This is a genomic window from Devosia elaeis (assembly GCF_001650025.1).
GTDB lineage: Bacteria > Pseudomonadota > Alphaproteobacteria > Rhizobiales > Devosiaceae > Devosia > Devosia elaeis.
This window is the reverse complement of sequence record NZ_LVVY01000071.1, coordinates 14,349-34,275: the sequence shown is the minus strand read 5'-3', so window position 1 is coordinate 34,275 and position 19,927 is coordinate 14,349. Positions and strand designations below refer to the sequence as shown.

At 64.2% G+C, this 19,927-nt stretch carries 17 protein-coding genes and 1 riboswitch; of the genes, 6 read left to right on the top strand and 11 right to left on the bottom strand.

Annotated elements, in window-relative coordinates; genetic code table 11:
- Position 1: 1 nt before the first annotated feature.
- The 3 genes from A3840_RS06425 to A3840_RS06415 form a co-directional block, all read right to left on the bottom strand.
- A complete protein-coding gene (locus tag A3840_RS06425) occupies positions 2–1,747 on the bottom strand; it encodes an ABC transporter permease (RefSeq protein WP_067453644.1) in 1,746 nt (581 codons plus the stop codon).
- 56 nt (positions 1,748–1,803) lie between these two features.
- Positions 1,804–2,934, bottom strand: coding sequence for an ABC transporter substrate-binding protein (locus tag A3840_RS06420; RefSeq protein ID WP_067453641.1), 1,131 nt, complete (start codon positions 2,932–2,934; stop codon positions 1,804–1,806).
- Positions 2,935–3,058: 124 nt separating this feature from the next.
- Positions 3,059–3,895, bottom strand: a complete 837-nt coding sequence (locus A3840_RS06415; protein WP_067453795.1) for a MurR/RpiR family transcriptional regulator — start codon at positions 3,893–3,895, stop codon at positions 3,059–3,061.
- A gap of 225 nt (positions 3,896–4,120) precedes the next feature.
- Positions 4,121–4,340, top strand: a riboswitch (cobalamin riboswitch).
- 102 nt (positions 4,341–4,442) lie between these two features.
- Between A3840_RS06415 and nrdH the strand changes: the two genes are divergently transcribed.
- The 4 genes from nrdH (at position 4,443) to nrdF (ending at position 8,381) form a co-directional block, all read left to right on the top strand.
- Positions 4,443–4,664, top strand: coding sequence for a glutaredoxin-like protein NrdH (gene nrdH, locus A3840_RS06410; protein ID WP_067453638.1), 222 nt, complete (start codon positions 4,443–4,445; stop codon positions 4,662–4,664).
- A 6-nt stretch (positions 4,665–4,670) separates the two neighbouring features.
- Positions 4,671–5,075 carry a class Ib ribonucleoside-diphosphate reductase assembly flavoprotein NrdI gene (nrdI, locus tag A3840_RS06405; protein WP_067453635.1) on the top strand — a complete coding sequence of 135 codons (405 nt, stop codon included), beginning with the start codon at positions 4,671–4,673 and terminating at the stop codon, positions 5,073–5,075.
- On the top strand, positions 5,057–7,228 hold the full coding sequence (nrdE, locus tag A3840_RS06400) for a class 1b ribonucleoside-diphosphate reductase subunit alpha (protein ID WP_067453633.1): 2,172 nt from the start codon (positions 5,057–5,059) through the stop codon (positions 7,226–7,228). The genes nrdI and nrdE overlap by 19 nt, the downstream gene beginning before the upstream one ends.
- Positions 7,229–7,406: 178 nt before the next feature.
- Positions 7,407–8,381 (top strand): class 1b ribonucleoside-diphosphate reductase subunit beta, encoded by a 975-nt coding sequence (gene nrdF / locus A3840_RS06395; protein WP_067453631.1) that lies wholly within the window; start codon positions 7,407–7,409, stop codon positions 8,379–8,381.
- Positions 8,382–8,468: 87 nt separating this feature from the next.
- Here the strand turns inward: nrdF and A3840_RS06390 are convergent, their stop codons facing one another.
- The 5 genes from A3840_RS06390 to A3840_RS06370 form a co-directional block, all read right to left on the bottom strand.
- Positions 8,469–9,170 carry an outer membrane protein gene (locus A3840_RS06390; protein ID WP_165603134.1) on the bottom strand — a complete coding sequence of 234 codons (702 nt, stop codon included), beginning with the start codon at positions 9,168–9,170 and terminating at the stop codon, positions 8,469–8,471.
- Between the two features lie 102 nt (positions 9,171–9,272).
- On the bottom strand, positions 9,273–9,743 hold the full coding sequence (locus A3840_RS06385; RefSeq protein WP_067453625.1) for an Rrf2 family transcriptional regulator: 471 nt from the start codon (positions 9,741–9,743) through the stop codon (positions 9,273–9,275).
- A gap of 74 nt (positions 9,744–9,817) precedes the next feature.
- Complete coding sequence (locus tag A3840_RS06380; protein WP_067453622.1) at positions 9,818–11,323, bottom strand: tripartite tricarboxylate transporter permease; 1,506 nt, start codon at positions 11,321–11,323, stop codon at positions 9,818–9,820.
- 9 nt (positions 11,324–11,332) lie between these two features.
- Positions 11,333–11,794 (bottom strand): tripartite tricarboxylate transporter TctB family protein, encoded by a 462-nt coding sequence (locus A3840_RS06375; RefSeq protein WP_067453619.1) that lies wholly within the window; start codon positions 11,792–11,794, stop codon positions 11,333–11,335.
- Between the two features lie 245 nt (positions 11,795–12,039).
- Positions 12,040–13,023, bottom strand: a complete 984-nt coding sequence (locus A3840_RS06370; protein ID WP_067453616.1) for a tripartite tricarboxylate transporter substrate-binding protein — start codon at positions 13,021–13,023, stop codon at positions 12,040–12,042.
- 184 nt (positions 13,024–13,207) lie between these two features.
- On the opposite strand from A3840_RS06370, the gene A3840_RS06365 reads away from it, so the two are divergent.
- Positions 13,208–15,217, top strand: coding sequence for a sensor histidine kinase (locus tag A3840_RS06365; protein ID WP_067453614.1), 2,010 nt, complete (start codon positions 13,208–13,210; stop codon positions 15,215–15,217).
- Between the two features lie 23 nt (positions 15,218–15,240).
- Positions 15,241–16,587: a sigma-54-dependent transcriptional regulator gene (locus A3840_RS06360; protein ID WP_067453611.1), complete on the top strand. Its 1,347-nt coding sequence runs from the start codon at positions 15,241–15,243 to the stop codon at positions 16,585–16,587.
- Between the two features lie 130 nt (positions 16,588–16,717).
- On the opposite strand, the gene A3840_RS06355 is transcribed toward A3840_RS06360, so the two are convergent.
- From A3840_RS06355 to A3840_RS06345, 3 genes are read right to left on the bottom strand one after another with little or no spacing between them, the layout of a single operon-like run.
- Positions 16,718–17,773 (bottom strand): ABC transporter ATP-binding protein, encoded by a 1,056-nt coding sequence (locus A3840_RS06355; RefSeq protein ID WP_067453609.1) that lies wholly within the window; start codon positions 17,771–17,773, stop codon positions 16,718–16,720.
- Between the two features lie 23 nt (positions 17,774–17,796).
- Complete coding sequence (locus A3840_RS06350; RefSeq protein WP_067453606.1) at positions 17,797–18,876, bottom strand: Gfo/Idh/MocA family protein; 1,080 nt, start codon at positions 18,874–18,876, stop codon at positions 17,797–17,799.
- A complete protein-coding gene (locus A3840_RS06345) occupies positions 18,873–19,889 on the bottom strand; it encodes a Gfo/Idh/MocA family protein (RefSeq protein ID WP_067453603.1) in 1,017 nt (338 codons plus the stop codon). Before A3840_RS06345 ends, A3840_RS06350 begins: the two co-directional genes overlap by 4 nt.
- Positions 19,890–19,927 lie beyond the last annotated feature (38 nt).

Below are 19,927 nucleotides of genomic sequence, written 5' to 3'. Positions count from 1 at the left end.
CTTACGATTTGAGCCAGGGCTGCGACTTGGCCTGCAATTGATTGGCCAAGAGGGTCGCGGCAATCGAGATCACCAGGATCACGACGGTTATGGCATTGGCGAATTGAGTGAAGCCTTCGGAGGCATAGCGATAGGCCAGGACCGACAGCACCGGCATGGTCGGGGTGAACAGCAGCACCACCAGCGAGAGATCGCGCATGATCTTGACGAAGACGATCAGGCCGCCGGCGGCGAGGCCCCGGCTCGCCAGCGGCACGGTGATGGCGGCGAGGCGGCGCAGAAAGCCCGCCCCGGTCATGCGGGCGCTTTCGTCGAGATCGCCGGAGACCTGCTGGATGACGGCGCGACCGGTTTGCACCGAGAAGGGCAACAGATAGGCCGTGCCGGCGATCAGCAGCAGGGCGAAGGTGCCGTAGAGCGCCGGAAAGGGGCCGATCGGCGCGCCGAACAGCGCGATATAGGCCGCGCCGAAGGCGATGCCGGGCACCAGAAGCGGCAGGAAACTGACCTGGTTGATGATGCCGGCCAGCGGCCCCTTGCCGTCGCGGGCAAGGACGAAGGCGACGATCAGCCCGATCAGCGTCGTGGTGATCGCCACGGCGACGCCGAGGCCCATGGTCAGGCCGGTGGCCGAGACGATGAAGGGATTGGAGAAAATCCCCGCCTGCCCCTGGGCGATCGAGGGATTGGAGGCGCCGGTCCAATAATGCAGCGTCCAGTTGGAAAACAGCGCCGACGAGGACGGGGCCAGCGAGGACGCGATGAGGATGAGCACCGGCACGATGGTCGTCGCCAGGCAGATCAGCGCCGCGACGGCAAAGAGCGGCAGGCGCGCATTGCCCAGGGTGAAGCGCTTGGCTCGGCCGCCCTTGCCGGTAATGGTGGCATAGGAGCGGCGGCCCGAAATCACCTTGTTGCCCAGCCAGAGGAAGAGGGCCGAGACGGCAATCAGCAGGATGGCGATGACATAGCCGCGCGCGGTCTGCCCCACTTCGATGAGGCCATAGAGCCGGGTGGCCATGGTCTGCATGCGCACCGGCAGGCCCAGGAGAGCGGGCGCGGCGAAATTGGAGACGGCGCCGGCAAAGGTGAGCGAGGCGCCCGCGACCACGGCGGGCAGCGCCACGGGCAGCACGATCCCCATGAGGATGCGGCCGCGCCTGGCGCCGGCCATCTGCGCGGCTTCCACCAGGTCGGAATTGACCGTGGCGAGGGCGGCGGCGATCACCGTGAAGGCCAGCGAGTAATAATGCGCGATCAAGACGATCAAGGTCGGCACCATGCCCCAGGAGAGCCAGTCGGGAATGGAAAGGCCCAGCCCTTCGAGAAAGCCGGTCTGGCCGCCGACGCGCCCATTGCGGAACAGCGATCCCCAGGCCAAAGCGGTGGCGAAGCTGGGGATCATGAAGGGCAGGGTGGCCATCAGCCCGATGGTGCGGCGGAAGGGCACGTCCGTCATCACCACCAGCCAGGCGAGGAAGCCGCCGATCAGCACGCAGCCGCAGGCGACACCCACGCCCAGGATCAGCGTATTGCCGAGCGGCACCCAGAGCAGGTTGCGCGCCAGCCGGCCGGAGGTGACGTCGCTCCAGGCGACGATGGCGCCGGGCGAAAGCGTTTCGAACAGGATGCGCAAGAGCGGCGCGGCGACGAGCACGCCCAATATGGCCAGTACGACCAGCTTGAGCACCAGCTTTCCGTCGATGCGAAGGGGCCGCGCGGCGCCGCGCGTGGAAACCAGAGACATGAATGTGAACCGCCGGAAATGGCTCCCGGCGACAATGCCGGGAGCCGTTGCAGAGCTTATTGCAGGGAGAGGACGAGGTCGCCCACGTCCTGGCGCAGGTTCGAGGTCGCCACCGGATCGATCGACCAGGCGTTGAACTGGTCGAGCGGCACCGCGTCGGGATGGCTGACGATATCGCTGCGGGTGGCATAGTCACCGGCGACATAGAAGGGCTTGAAGCCTTCGCCGCCGGTCTCGCTGTCGTCCCCCATGAGGAAATCGATGACCAGGCGCGCCGCCGCCGGATGGGTCGCATTGGCGGAAACCGCCAGGACGGCGGGGAAGATGATGCCGTTGGCCGGGGTCACGTCATTGGCCACCTGCAAGGCCCAGCCTTCGTCTTCATTGTCGCGGCGGTCGGAATAGGAGGTGAAGCCGACCGGCGGATTGTCCTGGCCCAGGGTGCCGACGGCGGCATTCACGTCATCGGTCGAGGACACCAGGATCAGGTCGTTCTCGAAGAGATCGACGATGAATTGCTGGCCGGCATTTTCGACCCCGTCATCGAGGCTGATGGGCGTGCCGAACTGGGCCTGATAGGCGCTTTCCATCTCGTCGGAGCGCAGCACGATCTCGGTCATCAGGTCGAGGTAATCGCCGCGCTGCAGCGGATCGACCATGATCACGCGGCCGGTCCAGTCCGCGGTGGTCAATTCCCAGAGATTGCTGATCGGGGCGCCATCGGGATTGGCCTGCTCGTTATACATCAGCACCTTGGTGGAGAGGCGCTGGGCCAGGAGCGGCTCGCGCTCATGGGCATCGAGCAGCGGCACGACGCGGGGCGGCACATAGGGCGTGACGAGGCCCGGCCCCAGCAGTTCGGCGAAGACCACGGGCGCGTCCGAGATATAGACCACGTCGGCGCTGGCAATGCCGGCGGCCGCCTCGGCCTTGAGCCGGGTGATCTGCTCGGTCGAGCTCATGTCGTGGCTGATCATGTCGATGCCCGGATAGGCCGCCTCGAAGGCCGCTTCCACCGCCGCGATGCGGCTGGTGAACGAATAGACCGTCACCGTGCCCTCTTGCTGCGCCAAGGGCAGCAAGTCCTCGGCGCTCATGGCGTCGAGCGCCGGATCGTAATTCTGCGCCAGGGCCGGAGCGGCCAGAGCCAGCAGGGCGGTGGAAAGCAGCAAAGTTTTCTTGTCCATCAAATCCTCCTCAGGAATGGCGCCTCATGCGCCTTATGGATGCACACGCATTTGCACGATGGATACGACATGCATGTGAACTTGCAGAAATTGGACGCGCCAATGTCCTTCTCCCAGCGCGCCCTTAGTCGAAAGCGTCGATGAGCTGGCCCAGAATTTCGAGATAGTGCAGCGAGGCCTTGGGGTCTTCCTTGGCCATGGCCAGCACCAGCGCATTGCAGATGGCCATGGGCACGGTGAGCGTCTGGAACGCATCCTGCGAGCCGGTGCGCGGGGCGAACAGCAGGTGATCGCCGGCCGGCACCAGCGATGGCCCGACACTGCCCGAGATCACCACCGAGGTCGCGCTCATGGCGCGGGCGCGGTTGAGCAGGGCGGCGTAATGACTGGGCTGGCGGCGAAAGGCGAAGGCGATGATGGCGTCGTCGCCATTCATGGCCAGTACCCGTTCGGCCAGGTCCCGGCCTTCGCCGGCCAGCATGATGGTGTCGCGGCCCATGCGCCGCAGGCGGCGATCGATCAGCACGGCCAGCGCCTCGGCATTGCCACGGGCGAAGACATAGATGCGCCGCGCCTTCAGCAGCGCCTGGGCCGCCGCCAGGAGCTTGGCGTCGTCGACATAGCGCTGCAATCCAGCCAGGGCCTCGATCTCGCGGCTCACCAGATCGGTGATCAGCCCCGCCTCGCTGGTCTGCTGCAGCGTATTGCGCACGCGGGTCGCCGGATCGGTGCGGACGATGAATTCCTCCTGGATCGCGGCCCGGAATCCGGCATAATTGGGATAGCCGAGTTTCTTGGCGAGGCGCGAGGCGGTGGCTTCATGCACGCCGATGCGTCGCGCCAGCCCGCTTGCCGTGCCCAGCGCGATGTCGCGCGGACTGGCAATCACCTGCTTGATCAGCAATTGCTCGGCCGGGGTAAGCGTCTCGGCGGCGTCCTTGACGCGCTCCAGAACTGACATGGTCTCCTCCATCGCCGGCACCATGCGCTCATGCACGAAAACTTGCAAGACAAAAGTTTATTGCAAGGCCACTTGCGTCATCGGATCGGCACATGTCGGCCGCCCGGCGGCGCCTGGGTTCCGTTCCGCCGCTGACCCCGCGCCGACTCAAGCCCTTCCCCCGTCAAGAGGAACACTTGGGCAACGCGGGCAGAAGTTGCGCTAGGCGAATCTTTACGCTTACCTACTATATGTAGTGTTCAAGGTTCCGCCACCCGCAAGGAATGGCGGCTAAGACGGGAATCCGGTGCGGCCCGATGCCAGAAGGCGCGGCCAATTCCGGGGCTGTCCCCGCAACTGTGAGCGGCGAGTTCTGTCGAGAATGCCACTGGGCCCGGGGGCCCGGGAAGGCCGGCACGAATGGCGACCCGCAAGCCAGGAGACCTGCCTCGAACGCTTTTTGACGTCCACCGGCGGGATGACCGGGCAGGCGAACGGACAGGTGCGGCCAGATGCCGGCCGGCCGTTTTCCTCGTGCATCCGCCCATGATCCGCGAGGGATTTTTCGATGAGCATCATTGTCTATTCCAAACCCGCCTGCGTGCAGTGCCATGCCACCACCCGCGCCCTCGACCGCAAGGGGCTTCCCTATCAGGTCATCGATATTTCGGCGGACAGCGACGCCTATGCGCGAGTGGAGACCATGGGCTATCGCCAGGTGCCGGTGGTGGTCGCCGGCGACCAGCACTGGGCCGGCTTCCGCCCGGACATGATCGGCGCTTTGGCCTGACCGAAGATGGGCGGGCTCGTCTATTATTCCAGCACTTCGGAAAACACCCATCGCTTCGTCGGGAAGCTGGGGTGTGACGCGACGCGCCTGCCGGTCGATGCGGCCAGTGCCCCGCCCGAAGTCAGCGCGCCCTATGTGCTGGTCCTGCCCACCTATGGCGGGGTCCACGGCAAGGGCGCGGTGCCCAGGCCGGTGATCCGCTTCCTCAATATCGAGGCCAATCGCCGCCTCATCCGTGGCGTCATCGCCGCGGGCAATACCAATTTCGGCACCGCCTATTGCCTGGCCGGCGACATCGTCGCGGGCAAATGCGCGGTGCCGCTCCTCTATCGGTTCGAGCTGCTCGGCACCGACGAGGATGTCGCCAATGTCAGAAAAGGACTGGACCTGTTTTGGACACGCTCATTCTAGATCGACCGGCCAAGGCGCCGGAACAGACCGAAGACCAGGATCAGGCGCTGGATTTCCATGCCCTCAATGCCATGCTCAATCTCTATGACGAGCAGGGCAGGATCCAGTTCGACAAGGATCGCCAGGCGGCGCATCAATACTTTTTGCAGCATGTGAACCAGAACACGGTGTTCTTTCACAATCTGCGCGAGAAACTGACCTACCTCGTGGACGAAGGCTATTACGAGCAGGGCGTGCTCGATCAATACAGCTTCAACTTCGTGCGCGACCTGTTCGACCACGCCTATGACCAGAAGTTCCGCTTCCCCACCTTCCTGGGCGCGTTCAAATATTACACCTCCTATACGCTCAAGACCTTCGACGGAAAGCGCTATCTCGAGCGCTACGAGGACCGCGTCTGCATGGTGGCCCTGGCTTTGGCGCGCGGCGATGAAACCCTGGCCCGCCAGCTCGTCGACGAGATCATTTCCGGCCGCTTCCAGCCCGCGACGCCCACTTTCCTCAATGCCGGCAAGAAGCAGCGCGGCGAGCTGGTCTCGTGCTTCCTGCTACGCGTCGAGGACAATATGGAGAGCATCGGCCGCTCCATTAACTCGGCCCTGCAGCTTTCCAAGCGCGGTGGCGGCGTGGCGCTGAGCCTCACCAATATCCGCGAGATGGGTGCGCCCATCAAGCAGATCGAGAACCAGTCCTCGGGCGTCTTGCCGGTGATGAAGCTGCTCGAAGACAGCTTTTCCTATGCCAACCAGCTCGGCGCTCGCCAGGGCGCGGGCGCGGTCTATCTGCACGCCCACCATCCCGACATCATGCGCTTCCTCGATACCAAGCGCGAAAATGCCGACGAGAAGGTGCGCATCAAGACCTTGTCGCTGGGCGTCGTCATCCCCGACATCACCTTCGAGCTCGCCCGCGACAACGAGGACATGTACCTGTTCTCGCCCTATGACGTGGAACGCGTCTATGGCGTGCCGATGACCGAGATTTCGGTCACCGAGAAATACCGCGAAATGGTGGCGGACAAGCGCATCCGCAAGAAGAAGATCAAGGCGCGCGACTTCTTCCAGGTGATCGCCGAAATCCAGTTCGAGAGCGGCTATCCCTATATCATGTTCGAGGACAGCGTGAACCGCGCCAACCCCATCGCGGGCCGCATCACCATGAGCAATCTCTGCTCGGAAATCCTCCAGGTCAGCGATGCCTCGACCTTCAACGAGGACCTGTCCTATGCGCATCTGGGCAAGGACATTTCCTGCAATCTCGGCTCGCTCAATATCGCCAAGGTGATGGATTCATCCGATTTCGGCCGCACCATCGAAACCGCGATCCGGGCGCTGACCGCCGTGTCGGACATGAGCAATATCGGCTCGGTGCCCTCCATCGCCCGGGGCAATGCCGAAAGCCATGCCATCGGGCTCGGCCAGATGAACCTGCATGGCTATCTCGCCCGCGAGCGCATCTTCTACGGCTCGGAGGAAGGCGTCGATTTCACCAATATCTACTTCTATACGGTGACCTATCACGCCCTGCGCGCCTCGAACCTGATCGCCACCGAGCGCGAGGAGACCTTCAAGGGCTTCGAGAACTCGAAATATGCCGATGGCACCTATTTCGACAAATATACGACCAGGGAATGGAAGCCCGCCACCCAGCGCGTCGCCGGGCTCTTCGAGCAAGCCGGCATTCACATCCCGACCCAGCAAGACTGGCTGGATCTCAAGGCCAGGGTGATGCTGACCGGGCTCTACAACCAGAACCTGCAGGCGGTGCCGCCCACCGGCTCGATCTCCTATATCAATCACGCCACCGCCTCGATCCACCCGATCGTCTCCAAGATCGAGATCCGCAAGGAAGGCAAGATCGGCCGCGTCTATTATCCCGCCGCCTTCATGACCAATGACAACCTGGATTATTACCAGGATGCCTATGAGATCGGCCCCGAAAAGATCATCGACACCTATGCGGCGGCCACCCAGCATGTCGACCAGGGCCTGTCGCTGACCCTGTTCTTCCGCGATACCGCGACCACCCGCGATATCAACCGCGCCCAGATCTATGCGTGGAAGAAGGGCATCAAGACCATCTATTACATCCGCCTGCGCCAGCTCGCCCTCGAAGGCACCGAGGTCCAGGGCTGCGTGTCCTGCGCGCTGTAAGAGTTATACCTGCCGTCATTCAACAGGGCTGACGGCTCCGGCGCCTCCCTCCCCCTTGAGGGGAGGGAATGAGGGAGGGGGTCCATCAGTGGACCACTAGACCACCCCCTCCCCGACCCTCCCCTCAAGGGGGAGGGGGGCGATGGAACCAAGTCCGTCAATTTTGAAATGCAAACCCATGAACGTTCACGTAAAGCCTCTTTCCCGCATTCGCGCCATCAACTGGAACCGTATCCAGGACGACAAGGACCTCGACGTCTGGAACCGGCTGACATCCAATTTCTGGCTGCCCGAAAAGGTGCCGCTCTCCAATGACATTCCGAGCTGGGCCACGCTGACGCCGGCGGAACAGCAGCTCACCATCCGCGTCTTCACCGGCCTCACCCTGCTCGACACCATCCAGAACGGCATCGGCGCGGTGCGATTGATGGACGATGCCGCCACCCCGCATGAAGAGGCGGTCCTGTCCAATATCGCCTTCATGGAGGCGGTGCATGCCCGCTCCTATTCCTCCATCTTCTCCACGCTCTGCCTCACGCCGGACGTGGACGACGCCTATCGCTGGAGTGAGGAAAACACCTTCCTCCAGCGCAAGGCGCACTTGATCCTTGAGCAATATGACAGCGGCGATCCGCTGAAGAAAAAAATCGCCTCGGTCTTTCTCGAAAGCTTCCTGTTCTATTCGGGCTTCTACCTGCCCATGTATTGGTCGAGCCGCGCCAAGCTCACCAATACGGCCGACCTCATCCGCCTCATCATCAAGGACGAGGCCGTGCATGGCTATTATATCGGCTACAAGTTCCAGCGCGCGATCGAGCGCCTCTCCGAGGAGCGCAAACAGGAAATCAAGGATTTCGCCTTCGATCTCCTGCTCGAACTCTATGACAACGAAATCCGCTATACCGAAGAGCTCTATGACGGCGTCGGCCTCAGCGAAGACGTCAAGAAATTCCTCCATTACAACGCCAACAAGGCGCTGATGAATCTCGGCTACGAGGCCCTGTTCCCGCCCGAGGCCTGCAAGGTCAACGCCGCCATCCTCTCGGCGCTCTCCCCCAATGCCGACGAGAACCATGACTTCTTCTCCGGCTCGGGCTCGTCCTACGTCATCGGCAAGGCCATCGCCACCGAGGACGAAGACTGGGATTTTTGAGACATCGACATCCGCGCAGGCAACGCCACGCGCGAAAGCAAAAAGGGCAGCGCAAGCGCTGCCCTTCGTCATTCGTCGCCCTTGGATTCAGAAGCGGTAGTTCAGGCCCAGCTTGACGCTGTGGGCATGGGACTTGATGTCGGTGGCGCCGAGATTGGCAATGGTATTGACCGGCGCCCGCACGCTGGCAAAGTCGTGATAGGCATATTCGGCCTTGACGCTCATCGCCTCGCTGACCGCCACTTCGACGCCGGCGCCGGCCGTCCAGCCCCAGATCGTGGAGGAGAAGGTGCCGGTGGCGCCCGGCGCTGCGGGCGTGGTGGATGCAGTGATGCCGCCGAAGGCCAGGCCGGCAGTGCCGAACAGCAGCAGGCGGTCGAATGCCACGCCGGCGCGCGCCTTGCCCGTGCCCAGCCAGTCCAGCGAGCCGTTGCAATCGAAGGCGGGCGCGCCGGCGCAGGTGGCCGAACCTTCGACGCCGCTCCAAGCCAGGTCGCCCTCGAGGCCCAGCACGAAGGAGCCGAATTGCGCATTGGCGCCCAATGTGCCGCCGAGCAGCAGGCCCTCGACATCCACCGGGGAGACCGAGCCGGTCGCCACGCCCGTGCTGGTGGCGCCGCCCGCGCCATAGCCGGCGAAGATACCGGCATAGAAGCCGCTCCAGTCGAAGCCGGCGGCGTAAGGCATTGCGGGTTGCGGATGATCGAACAATAGATCGGCAGCATTGGCGCCGCCCACGCTCAACGACAGAGCGGCGGCAGGCAGAATTATTTTAAAGAACTTGTTCACATTGACCCCCATCATGATGAAGGAAAAGTATAAGAACAAGGTTAACCAATCTTTTATTTTGTTCTTCGGCGGAACCACGACCGGGCCGGGCCGGCGGTGGGCCTAGCCGAAATGGTCATGGGCCGGATCGAGTCTGCCCTCGGCCTTCATCTGCGCAAAGCGCGCCTCGAATTCGTCGGCCACATCGGCCACGCGGATATCGGCGAACCGCGCCATCAGCAGGCGCTCCGCCTCGTTCAGCGTTTCGCTCATCCGCGCATCCACCGCCCGCTCCACCAGGCAGGTCGCCGCCTCCGCGTCGGGGCCGATATTGAACAGAGCCGGCTCGCCCACGGCGCGATAGACGTCCAGCAGGCTGATCTCCGCCAGCGGCCGGGCCAGTTCCCAGCCGCCACCATGGCCCTTTTCGGAGGTGACGATGCCGGCGGCGCGGAACCCGGCCATCATGCGGCGCACCACGACGGGATTGGTGTCGAGCATCCGGGCGATGGTCTCGGAGGTGGCGCGCTTCACATGCCGGTCCATATGGATCAGCACATGCAGCATGCGCGACATTCTGGTGTCTCTGGGCATCGGACCTTCCAAAAAGAGAAGGCCGGCACCTTAGCACCGGCCCTCTCACGCAACAATCTGAAGTCCGAAAGGCCTCAATCGTCCTCGACGAAGACCTCCTGGCGCTTGCGGCGAATGGCGGGCAGCACCGCCACCAGCACGGCGGCCAGGGCCAGCAGCAACAGCGTCGCCGAGATCGGGCGGGTGACGAAGATCATCGGATCGCCGCGCGAGATGATCATGGCCCGCCGCAAATGCTCTTCCAGCAGCGGCCCCAGCACGAAGCCGAGCAGCAGCGGGGCCGGTTCGCAGCCGAAGCGGATCAGCAGATAGCCCACCATGGCGAAGAAGGCGATGGCATAGACGTCGTAGATGTTCTGGTTGATCGAATAGGTGCCGATACAGGCGAACAGCACGATGGCCGGGAACAGCACCCGATAGGGGATGGAAAGCATCTTCACCCAGAGCCCGATCAGCGGCAGGTTGAGGATGATCAGCAGCAGGTTGCCGATCCACATCGAGGCGATGATGCCCCAGAACAGAGCCGGCTGCTCGTTGATGACGTTGGGCCCCGGCGTGATGCCCTGGAGGATGAAGGCCCCCACCATCAGCGCCATGACCGGATGGGCGGGAATGCCCAGGGTCATGAGCGGGATGAACGAGGTCTGCGCGGCCGCATTATTGGCCGATTCCGGCCCCGCCACGCCCTCGATGGCGCCCTTGCCGAATTCCTGCGGGTTCTTTGAGAGCCGCTTTTCGGCCGAATAGGAGGCGAAGGAGGAGAGGATATGTCCCCCGCCCGGCAGGATGCCGAGCACCGAACCCAGCCCGGTGCCGCGCAGGATGGGCGCCCAGATGCGCCCGAAATCCTCGCGGGTCAGCCAGAGATTGGTGACCTTTTTCACCCCCACTTCGCGCTCGGTCTCGTTTTCGAGATTGCGCAGGATTTCGGCGATGCCGAAGACGCCCACCGCCACGGCGACGAAATTGAGCCCGCCGAAGAGTTCGCGCACCCCGAAGGTGAAGCGCGGCGTGCCGGTATAGATATCCTGCCCCACCATGCCGAGCAGCAGGCCCAGCACGATCATCGCCAGGGCCTTCAGGATCGAGCCGTGCGCCAAGGCGATGGAAACCAGTAGGCCCAGCACGATCAGGGAGAAATATTCCGGCGCCCCGAAATTGAGCGCCGCTCTTGCAAGGGGCGGGGCGAAGAAGGCGAGCAGGAGCGTCGCCACCGAACCGGCGAAGAACGAGCCGATGGCCGCCGTGGCCAGAGCCTGGCCTGCCCGGCCCTGCCGCGCCATCTGGTAGCCGTCGATGGCCGTCACCGCCGAGGAGCTTTCCCCCGGCAGGTTGATGAGGATGGCGGTGGTCGAGCCGCCATATTGGGCGCCGTAATAGATGCCCGCCAGCATGATCAGGGCGGTGGCCGGCCCCAGGGTGAAGGTGATGGGCAGGAGCATGGCGATGGTCGCCGTGGGCCCGATGCCGGGCAGCACGCCGACCAGCGTGCCCAGCAGCACCCCGATGAAGCAATAAAGGATATTGACGGGGTCGAGCGCGACGGAAAAGCCCAGCGCAAGCGAAGAAACGAGATCCATCCGGGCCTCCTAGAAGCTGAGCCAGGGGCCGAAAAGCGGCACGATCATACCCAGGCCCACCACGAAGATGAGGTAGCAGAGCATGGTGAGGCCCAGGGCGATGACCAGGGCCGCCAGCCATGAATTGCGGCGGCTGGACAGCGCGGTGACCAGGGCGGTGGTCAGCACCACCGGCACGAAGCCCAGCCCGCGTATGGTGGCGGCGAAGAACAGGATCGTGCCCAGCACCAGGACGATGCCGCGCCAGGGCCAGGCCGGCCCGGAACCGGTTTCGGGCTTGCCGAAGCCCTTGGCGGCCACGGCGATGCCCAGCGCCACCAGGATGCCGCCCAGGAGGATGGGCATGAAGCCCGGCCCCATGCGGAAGGGCGTGCCGAATTCATATTTCATCGCTTCGAGCGCGAAGAACGAGCCGAAGGCCACGAAGATCGCCCCCGCGGCCAGATCGTCGCGCGACGCATTGAGTGCCATTTTCGCCTCCCGATGGGTGTGGCCAATTGGATGCCGGAAGAGTGCCGGAGCCGGCGGCTCTTGCCCCCCAGAGGGAGGGTTCACCTTGGACGTCTCCCTCTCAATCTGGCGGTTCCATCGCCTCCCTCCCCCTTGAGGGGAGGGAATGAGGGTGGGGGTCCATCGGCGGTTCACCGCACGACCCCCACCCCGGCCCTCCCCTCAAGGGGGAGGGGGGCGACAGAGCCGAAGCCTTGTGAACGGCCCTATTGCGCCGACACGCCGGCCGCCGAGATCACTTCCTTCCAGAGCGCGATCTGGCCTTCGAGGGTTTCGGCCAGGGCTTCGGGCGTGGCCTGGTCGGCCGGGACCGGATAGGTGCCCAGCTCGGCGAAGGAATTGCCGACGGTTTCATTGGCCAGGGCGGCCTGCAAGGCGGTCTGCAGCCGCGCGACGATGGCCGGGTCGGTGCCGGCCGGCGCGTAGAGGCCGTGCCAGATGGCGAGGTTGAAATTGTCGAGGCCGCCTTCGGCCAGGGTCGGCAGGTCGGGCAGCACGGCGATGCGCTCGGGCGTCGTCACCGCATAGGCCTTGATTTCGCCGGCCTGGATCTGGCTGGTCGTATTGGTGGTCTGGTCGCACATCATGTCGATCTGCCCGCCGAGCAGGTCGGTCATGGCCGGGCCGGTGCCCTGATAGGGCACTTCGGTCATCTTGGTGTCGAGCGCGTCCATGATCAGCAGGCCGCAAAGCTGGCTCGCCGCGCCGATGCCGGCATTGGCATAGGTGATGTTCTCGCCGTTTTCCTTGATATGGGCGATGAGGTCTTCGAGGGTTGCCGGCTCGAAATCGCGCCGCGCCACCACCGTCATCGGCACTTCGGTGACCAGCCCGATCGGGGCGAAATCGGTCATCGGGTCGAAGGGCAGGCTGGCATAGAGCGCCGGGGCGGTGGACATGCCGATATGGTGCAGCAGCAGCGTATAGCCATCGGCATTGGCCGCGGCCACCTGGCCCGCGCCCAGCGTGCCGCCGGCGCCGCCCACGTTCTGCACCACCACCTGCTGGCCGAGATCCTCGCTCATCGCCGCGGCGACGAGGCGCGTCACCGTGTCGGTGGGGCCGCCGGCCGAGAAGGGCACGACGATGGTGATCGGCTGGTTGGGATAGTCCTGCGCCATGGCGGAAATTCCGCTCAGCGCGGAGGCCGCGACCAGGGCGGCGGCGAACGTCCTGACGAATGTGTTCATCTTGGTATTTCCTCCCAGATTGGCCCCGGCTCCGGCCAGGGGCGAAATCCCTATTGCAAAGCGCGTGCCAAGGCAGAAATGCAAGGCAGATATGCTTTTCGTGCAGGGCGTGTTAAGCGTTCGGGCAGAAAATTGCCGAGCTTTCGCCGAGAGCCTGGCAATATCTTGCCAATAAGGGCCTACCTTGGGACTTGCGCTGCGCCATCTGCTGGATCACCGCCATGTGGCGGCCATCGCCATGGGCCTGATCCTGGTGGCGCTGGTCGGCTGGGTGACGTTCGAGCTGGCGCTGAACGGGGCCATCCGCAATGCCGAGGAACAGGCGCAGCGCCGCCTCACCCTGTTCGACCGCACGCTCGAAGCCATCATCGAACGCTTCCACTATCTGCCGGTGGCCATTTCGCAATCGCGCGAGGCCCGCGCCGCGCTGGATAACCCCGAGGACCCCGAGGCGGTGGAGGCGGCGAACGGCTTCCTGAGCAAGCTCAACGAGACCGCCGGGGCCGGCGAGATTTTTCTCATGGACGAGCATGGCAGCGTGGTGGCCGCCAGCAATTGGTGGACGCTCACGAGCCTGGTGGGCACCGATTATTCCTTCCGGCCCTATTTCGCCGACGCCCTGGACCGCGGCAAGGCGCAATATTACGCCTTCGGCATCTCCACCAGCGTACCGGGCTATTTCCTGTCGCAGCGCGTGGACGGACCCGATGAGCCGATCGGGGTGGCGGTGACCAAGATTCACCTGGGCGAGCTGGAAGCGATCTGGTGGCGCTCGGGCGAATTGATCGGGATCGCCGATGTCAATGACGTGGTCATCCTCTCCACCCGGCCGGATTGGCGCTACCGGCCGCTGCAGACCATGACGCCGGCCCGGGCGGGAGAGATTTCCAGCCAGCAGCGCTATGGCGAGAACGGCGTCGACAACAAGGGCATCCTGGCCGATCGCTGGCAATCGCGCGGCGCCGAATTCGCCTATATTGCCGGGGCCGATCCGGAAGCCTCGGGCTATTTCGTGCTGGAGGAATTGCGCCTGCCCAAGCTGGGCTGGCGGCTCCTGTCCTTCATTCCGCTGGCGCCGCTCCAGGGCGCCGCCATGGTGGCGGCCGCGGCGGCGGGCCTGGCCTGCGCCGCCCTGCTGCTCGTCATCGTCCTGTTCGAGCAGCGCCGCAGGCTGGTCAGCCAGCGCCTCAGCGATCACATGCGGCTCGAACAGCGCGTGGCCGAGCGCACCGAGGATTTGCATGCCATGAACGCGCAATTGCGGGCCGAGATCGCCGAGCGCGTCCGCGCCGAAAAGGCCGAGCGCGAGGCCCAGGCGGGGCTGGCGCAGGCCGCCCGGCTCGCCAGCCTCGGCCAGGCCCTGGCCGGGGTCGCCCACGAGGTCAGCCAGCCGGTGGCCGCGCTCACCACTCATCTGGCCAGCGCGCGCCTGCTCGAACAGCGCCGCAGCGGCGGCGAGCTCGTCCCGGTCCTTGCCGCCATGGACAAGGTGGTGGAGCGGCTCGCCAATCTCACCGGGCATCTCAAGACCTTTGCTCGCAAGGACGGCCGGGGCGTCATGCAGGCCGATATCGGCACTGCCATGGCCAATGCGCTCGACCTGGTCGATCACCGCCTGCGCCAGGTGGGCGTGGATGTCGAATATCGCCGGCCGCGGCCGCCGCTGGCCGTCGCCGCCAATCCGGTGCATCTCGAACAGGTGCTAATCAATCTCATCGCCAATGCCGCCGACGCCATGGAGGATTTGCCCATGCGCGTCCTCTCCATCGGCGTCGTGTCCGAAGGCGGCCAGGCCCGCATCGCCATCACCGATACCGGCATCGGCATCGCGCCGGAGGACATGGCCAATCTCTTCGATCCCTTCTTCACCACCAAGCCCGCCGGCAAGGGCCTGGGGCTGGGCCTGGCCATCTCCTACGGCCTGGTGCGGGATTCGGGCGGCACCATCAACGTGCATTCCGTGCCCGGCCAGGGGAGTACGTTTACGATTGTTCTGCCGGTGGCGCACGATGTCGCCACACCCGCGATGAGCCCCCTCCCCCTTGAGGGGAGGGCAGGGGAGGGGGTTCTGAAGGTGCAGCGCGCTCACATCGCTGGGGGGATTGCTGATAGGCCTGAACCCCCACCCTCATTCCCTCCCCTCAAGGGGGAGGGAGGCGAAAGAACCGCACCATCGCACCGAGCGAAACGATAAGCACGATTGAGAAGCCGCCCATCATGACCAATCCCAAAATCCTCATCGTCGACGACGAAGACATGGTGCGCACCGCGCTCGAGCAATGGTTGCGCCTGTCCGGCTTCGAGACCGCCATCGCCGCCAATGCCGGCGAGGCCATGCGCCTGATCGAGGCCGGCCAGCCCCATGTCGTGCTGACCGACGTGCGCATGCCGGGCCTGTCCGGGCTCGAGCTGTTGCGCGCCATCGGCGAGGGCGGATTGCCCATCGAGGTCATCCTCATTACCGGCCATGGCGACGTGCCCATGGCGGTCGAAGCCATGCGCGCGGGGGCCTTCGATTTCCTGCAAAAGCCCTACGTGCCCGAACAATTGGTCAATTCCCTCAACCGCGCGGTGGAGCGGGCGCGGCTGCGGCGCGAGATCGCCGACCTGCGACGCCGGCTCGATGGCGGCGACAATGAACTGGCGGGCCGGCTCATCGGCGCCGCGCCCGGCATGGAGGCCTTGCGTCGGGCCATCCGCGAGCTGGCCGCCATTCCCGCCGATGTCATCCTCCTGGGCGAGACCGGCACCGGCAAGGAAGTGGTGGCGCGATGCCTGCACGATTTTTCCCCCCGCGCGGAAAAGCCCTTCGTCGCCGTCAATTGCGCCGCCATCCCGGCCGAGCTGATCGAGAGCGAGCTGTTCGGCCATGAGGCCGGCGCCTTTACCGGCGCGGGCAGCCAAAGATTGGGCAAGTTCGAATTCGCCAATGGCGGCACGCTTCTGCTCGACGAGATCGAATCCATGCCCCTCCTCGCCCAGGCCAAGGTGCTGCGCGTGATCCAGGAGCGGGTGGTCGAGCGGCTGGGCTCCAACAGGCAGATCCCGCTCGATCTCAGGATCATCGCCGCCTCCAAGGTGGACCTCGAGGCCGAAAGCGCTGCCGGCCGGTTCCGGGCCGATCTGTTCTACCGGCTCAACATGGCCACACTCCACCTGCCGCCCCTGCGCGAGCGCGGCGATGACAGCGTGCTGCTGTTCCATCATTTCCTGGCGCTCGCCGCCCGCCGTTTCGGGCGCAATCCGCCCGACCTGCATCCGGCCGACATCAATGCCATTCTCAGCCATGACTGGCCGGGCAATGTGCGTGAATTGAAGGCGGCGGCCGATCGCTTCGTGCTCGGCCTCAGCGCCAATGGCCGCGCCCTGGGCGACATGCTGGGTCAGCGCGCTCCGGAGCCGAACGGGGCGAGCCTGGCCGACAGGGTCGCCGCCTATGAACGGCATGTCATCGAGGCCGAACTGCGCCGCCATGACGATTCCGTCGCGGCCGTCGCCGAGGCGTTGCAGGTGCCCCGCCGGACCCTGAACGAGAAAATGACGCGGCTTGGCGTCAATCGTTAGCGTTTTGAGCACGCTTTCGGCCGATCGGCGGGTGCCGACGTTCACAGTCTGCTCACGAGATCCCGCCAGATGTCACAAAAAGTCCCCGCCCGAAGGGACGGGGATTTTTGCATTTGGCCGGTCGCCGGGGTCAGCGGATCGCCTGGCCTTCGGCATCGAAAACATGGGCCTTGGCCGGGTCGAGATAGGCCGAAACGCTCGATCCCAGGTCCACGCTGCGCTGCCCTTCGAGCACGATGGTCAGGGCCTGACCATCGCTGGTCGTGGCGTAAACCACTGTTTGTCCACCCAGATTTTCCACGAGGTCCACCCGGACATCCGCGAACTTGACCCCCGAACCCTCGGCGATGGTGATGTGCTCGGGCCTGATGCCCAGCATGGTCGCCCCACCCACCTCGCGCCCCAGCGACAGCGCCGTCCCCGCCGCCACCAAAGCACCGTTCTCCACGCTCGCATTGAGGAAATTCATCTTCGGCGACCCGATGAACCCGGCCACGAAAAGATTGCGCGGATTGTTGTAAAGTTCGAGCGGCGCCCCCGCCTGTTCGATGATGCCGGCGCGCAGAACCACGATCTTGTCGGCCATGGTCATGGCCTCTACTTGGTCGTGGGTCACATAGATCATGGTATTACCCAAGTCATTGTGGAGTTTGGCGATTTCGACGCGCATCGCCACACGCAATTCAGCGTCGAGATTGGATAGCGGCTCGTCGAACAGGAAGATTTTCGGCTCGCGGACGATGGCACGGCCGATGGCGACGCGCTGGCGCTGGCCGCCCGAAAGCTGCTTGGGCTTGCGCTTCAGGAGCGGCTCGATCTTGAGGATTTCCGCCGCCCGCTGCACCCGCTTCTCGATTTCCGGCCTGGGCATGCGCGCCGTCTCCAGCCCGAAGGCCAGGTTCTGATAGACGCTCATATGCGGATAGAGCGCATAGGATTGGAACACCATGGCAATGCCGCGTTTGGCCGCCGGTACCTCGTTCATCCGCTGCCCATCGATCAACAGATCGCCGCCGGTGATCGGCTCGAGGCCCGCAATCATCCGCAACAGCGTGGATTTTCCGCAGCCGGAGGGTCCGACGAAAACGGTGAATTCGCCCGGATCGATGGTGAGATCGACGCCGTGGATCACCGCCACATCACCATAGGCCTTCTTGATCTGCTTGAGTTCGATGCTGGTTGCCATGGGCCTGTCTCCTCCTGCCTGGCCTATCGGTATTGCGCCGGCACCCAGCTCTCATAGAGCGGATGCTCGGGCCCGAGCGGCAGCACGACTTCGGTATGGGTGGACGAAGAATGATAGAACGCCGTCACCAATTCCAGCGCCCGCCGGGAATCGGCGCTGGTCACCGGCAATTCGCCCTTGCCGAAAATGGCATCATGGAACCGCGCCATCTGGGTCTGGAAACGCGACGGAACATGCTGCCAATTGGCCAGCAGCTTGTCGATCCGCGCCTTGACCTCGTCATTCCGTGGCAGGATTTTCCACGGCTCCTTACCCGGATTATAGGGCGAATGGTCGCTTTCGATGGTGACGTTCTCAAATTGCAGCCGGATGCGGGTGATCTCGTCCACAGAGCCCAGGGTGGCGGTAAAGCTCGCCAGGGCGCCGCTTTTCATCTCGAGGGAGGCGGAAATGACGTCCTCGACCTCGATCGGGTTCACCCGCGTGGCGACGCGGCCGAACATGCGGGCGATATCGCCCATCAGATAGGTGAAGATATCGTGGGGGTGGATGGCGTGACCCATCAGCACGCCGCCGAGCTCGGTCTTCCACTTGCCGCGCCAAGGCACCGCGTAATAGAGCGCTTCGCGCCGCCACATGGTTTCCACCGTGCCGCAATAGGCCTTGCCGGCAATGCCGGACTCGATCACCGCCTTGGCCTGCTCGATGCCGTCGCCGAAGCGATATTGGAACACCGGCATGAGCAAGCCCTTGGCGCCCTTTTCGATCGCCATGATGGTGTCCACATCCTTGAGCGACCCGACCAGGGGCTTTTCGCAGACCACGTGCTTGCCGGCCTTGAGCGCCGCCGAGACCATGAAAAGATGCGCGCCCGGGGGGGTGCAGACGTCGATGATGTCGATGTCGTCCATGGCCAGCAGGTCATCGAAATTGACGACGCGGCGGTCGATGCCGAATTCTTCGCCGATCTTGTCGAGGCGTTCCTGGTCCAGATCGCAGATAGCCAGGACCTTGAACTTGTCGGCATTGGGCAGATAGCCCTCCACGATATGGGAGCGGCCGATGCCGCAACCGACGACGGCTACATTCAAGACGCGGCTCATTGCTGCCACTCCGTGCCCTGCTCGGCCATGGCCTGAGCGGTCAGCGCCATTTTCATGGCATTGTAGCACCGCTCCTGGGGCATCGCCGTTTCAGTGCGGTTGCGCACGTCATCGAGGAATTGGCGGCCGAAGGGCAGATCGACAGTCGAGCAATCGATGTGCCGCGTCCCCTTCCGATCCACCAGGAACAGGTGGTTTTCCCCCGGACGGCCGGCGATGTCGACATATTTGCGCAATTCGATATAGCCGTCCGTGCCCAGAATGGTCAGGCGGCCGTCGCCCCAGGTGGGCAGGCCTTCGGGGGTGAACCAGTCGACACGGATATAGCCGGTGGTCTTGTCGGTACGGATATGGGCATCGCCGACATCCTGCAGGCCGGGACGGTGCGGATGATTGCGATTGTAGACGCTGGAGGACACCACTTCCCCATCCATGGCATTCGAGAAGAACAGGAATTGCTCGAACTGGTGGCTGGCAATGTCGCAGAGAATGCCGCCATAGCGGTTGCGGGTGAAGAACCAGTCGGGGCGGTTGTTGAGGCGCAGCGAATGGGGGCCGAGGCCCACGGTATTGACCACCTGGCCGATAGCGCCCTGGGCGATCAGATTGCCGGCTTCGACGGCGGCGGGCACCTCGAAATGCTCCGAATAGAGCACCGAGAAGATGCGGCCGGTTTCCCTCTGCACCCGCTGGATCTCCTCGAGCTGGGCAAAGGTGGTCATGCCCGGCTTGTCGGTCAGCACATCCTTGCCGTGCTTCATGGCCGCGATGCAGATATCGGCGCGGTCGCCGGGAATGGCGGCGGTGGTGACCACCGCAATGGACTGGTCTTCGAGGATTTCCCGCGGGTCGGCCACACGGCGGGCCTCGGGGTATTTCTCGCCGAAGGTCTTGGCCAGATCGTCCTCCACGGCATGGAAGGCCACGAATTCGGCCCCGGCCCGCTTCAGGCAATCCACCTGTCCGTAGATATGGGCGTGATTGATGCCGATGGCGGCAAATTTGATCGTCATTTCAGCAAAGCATCCTGGTCGTCGCTGGTGATCGGGAT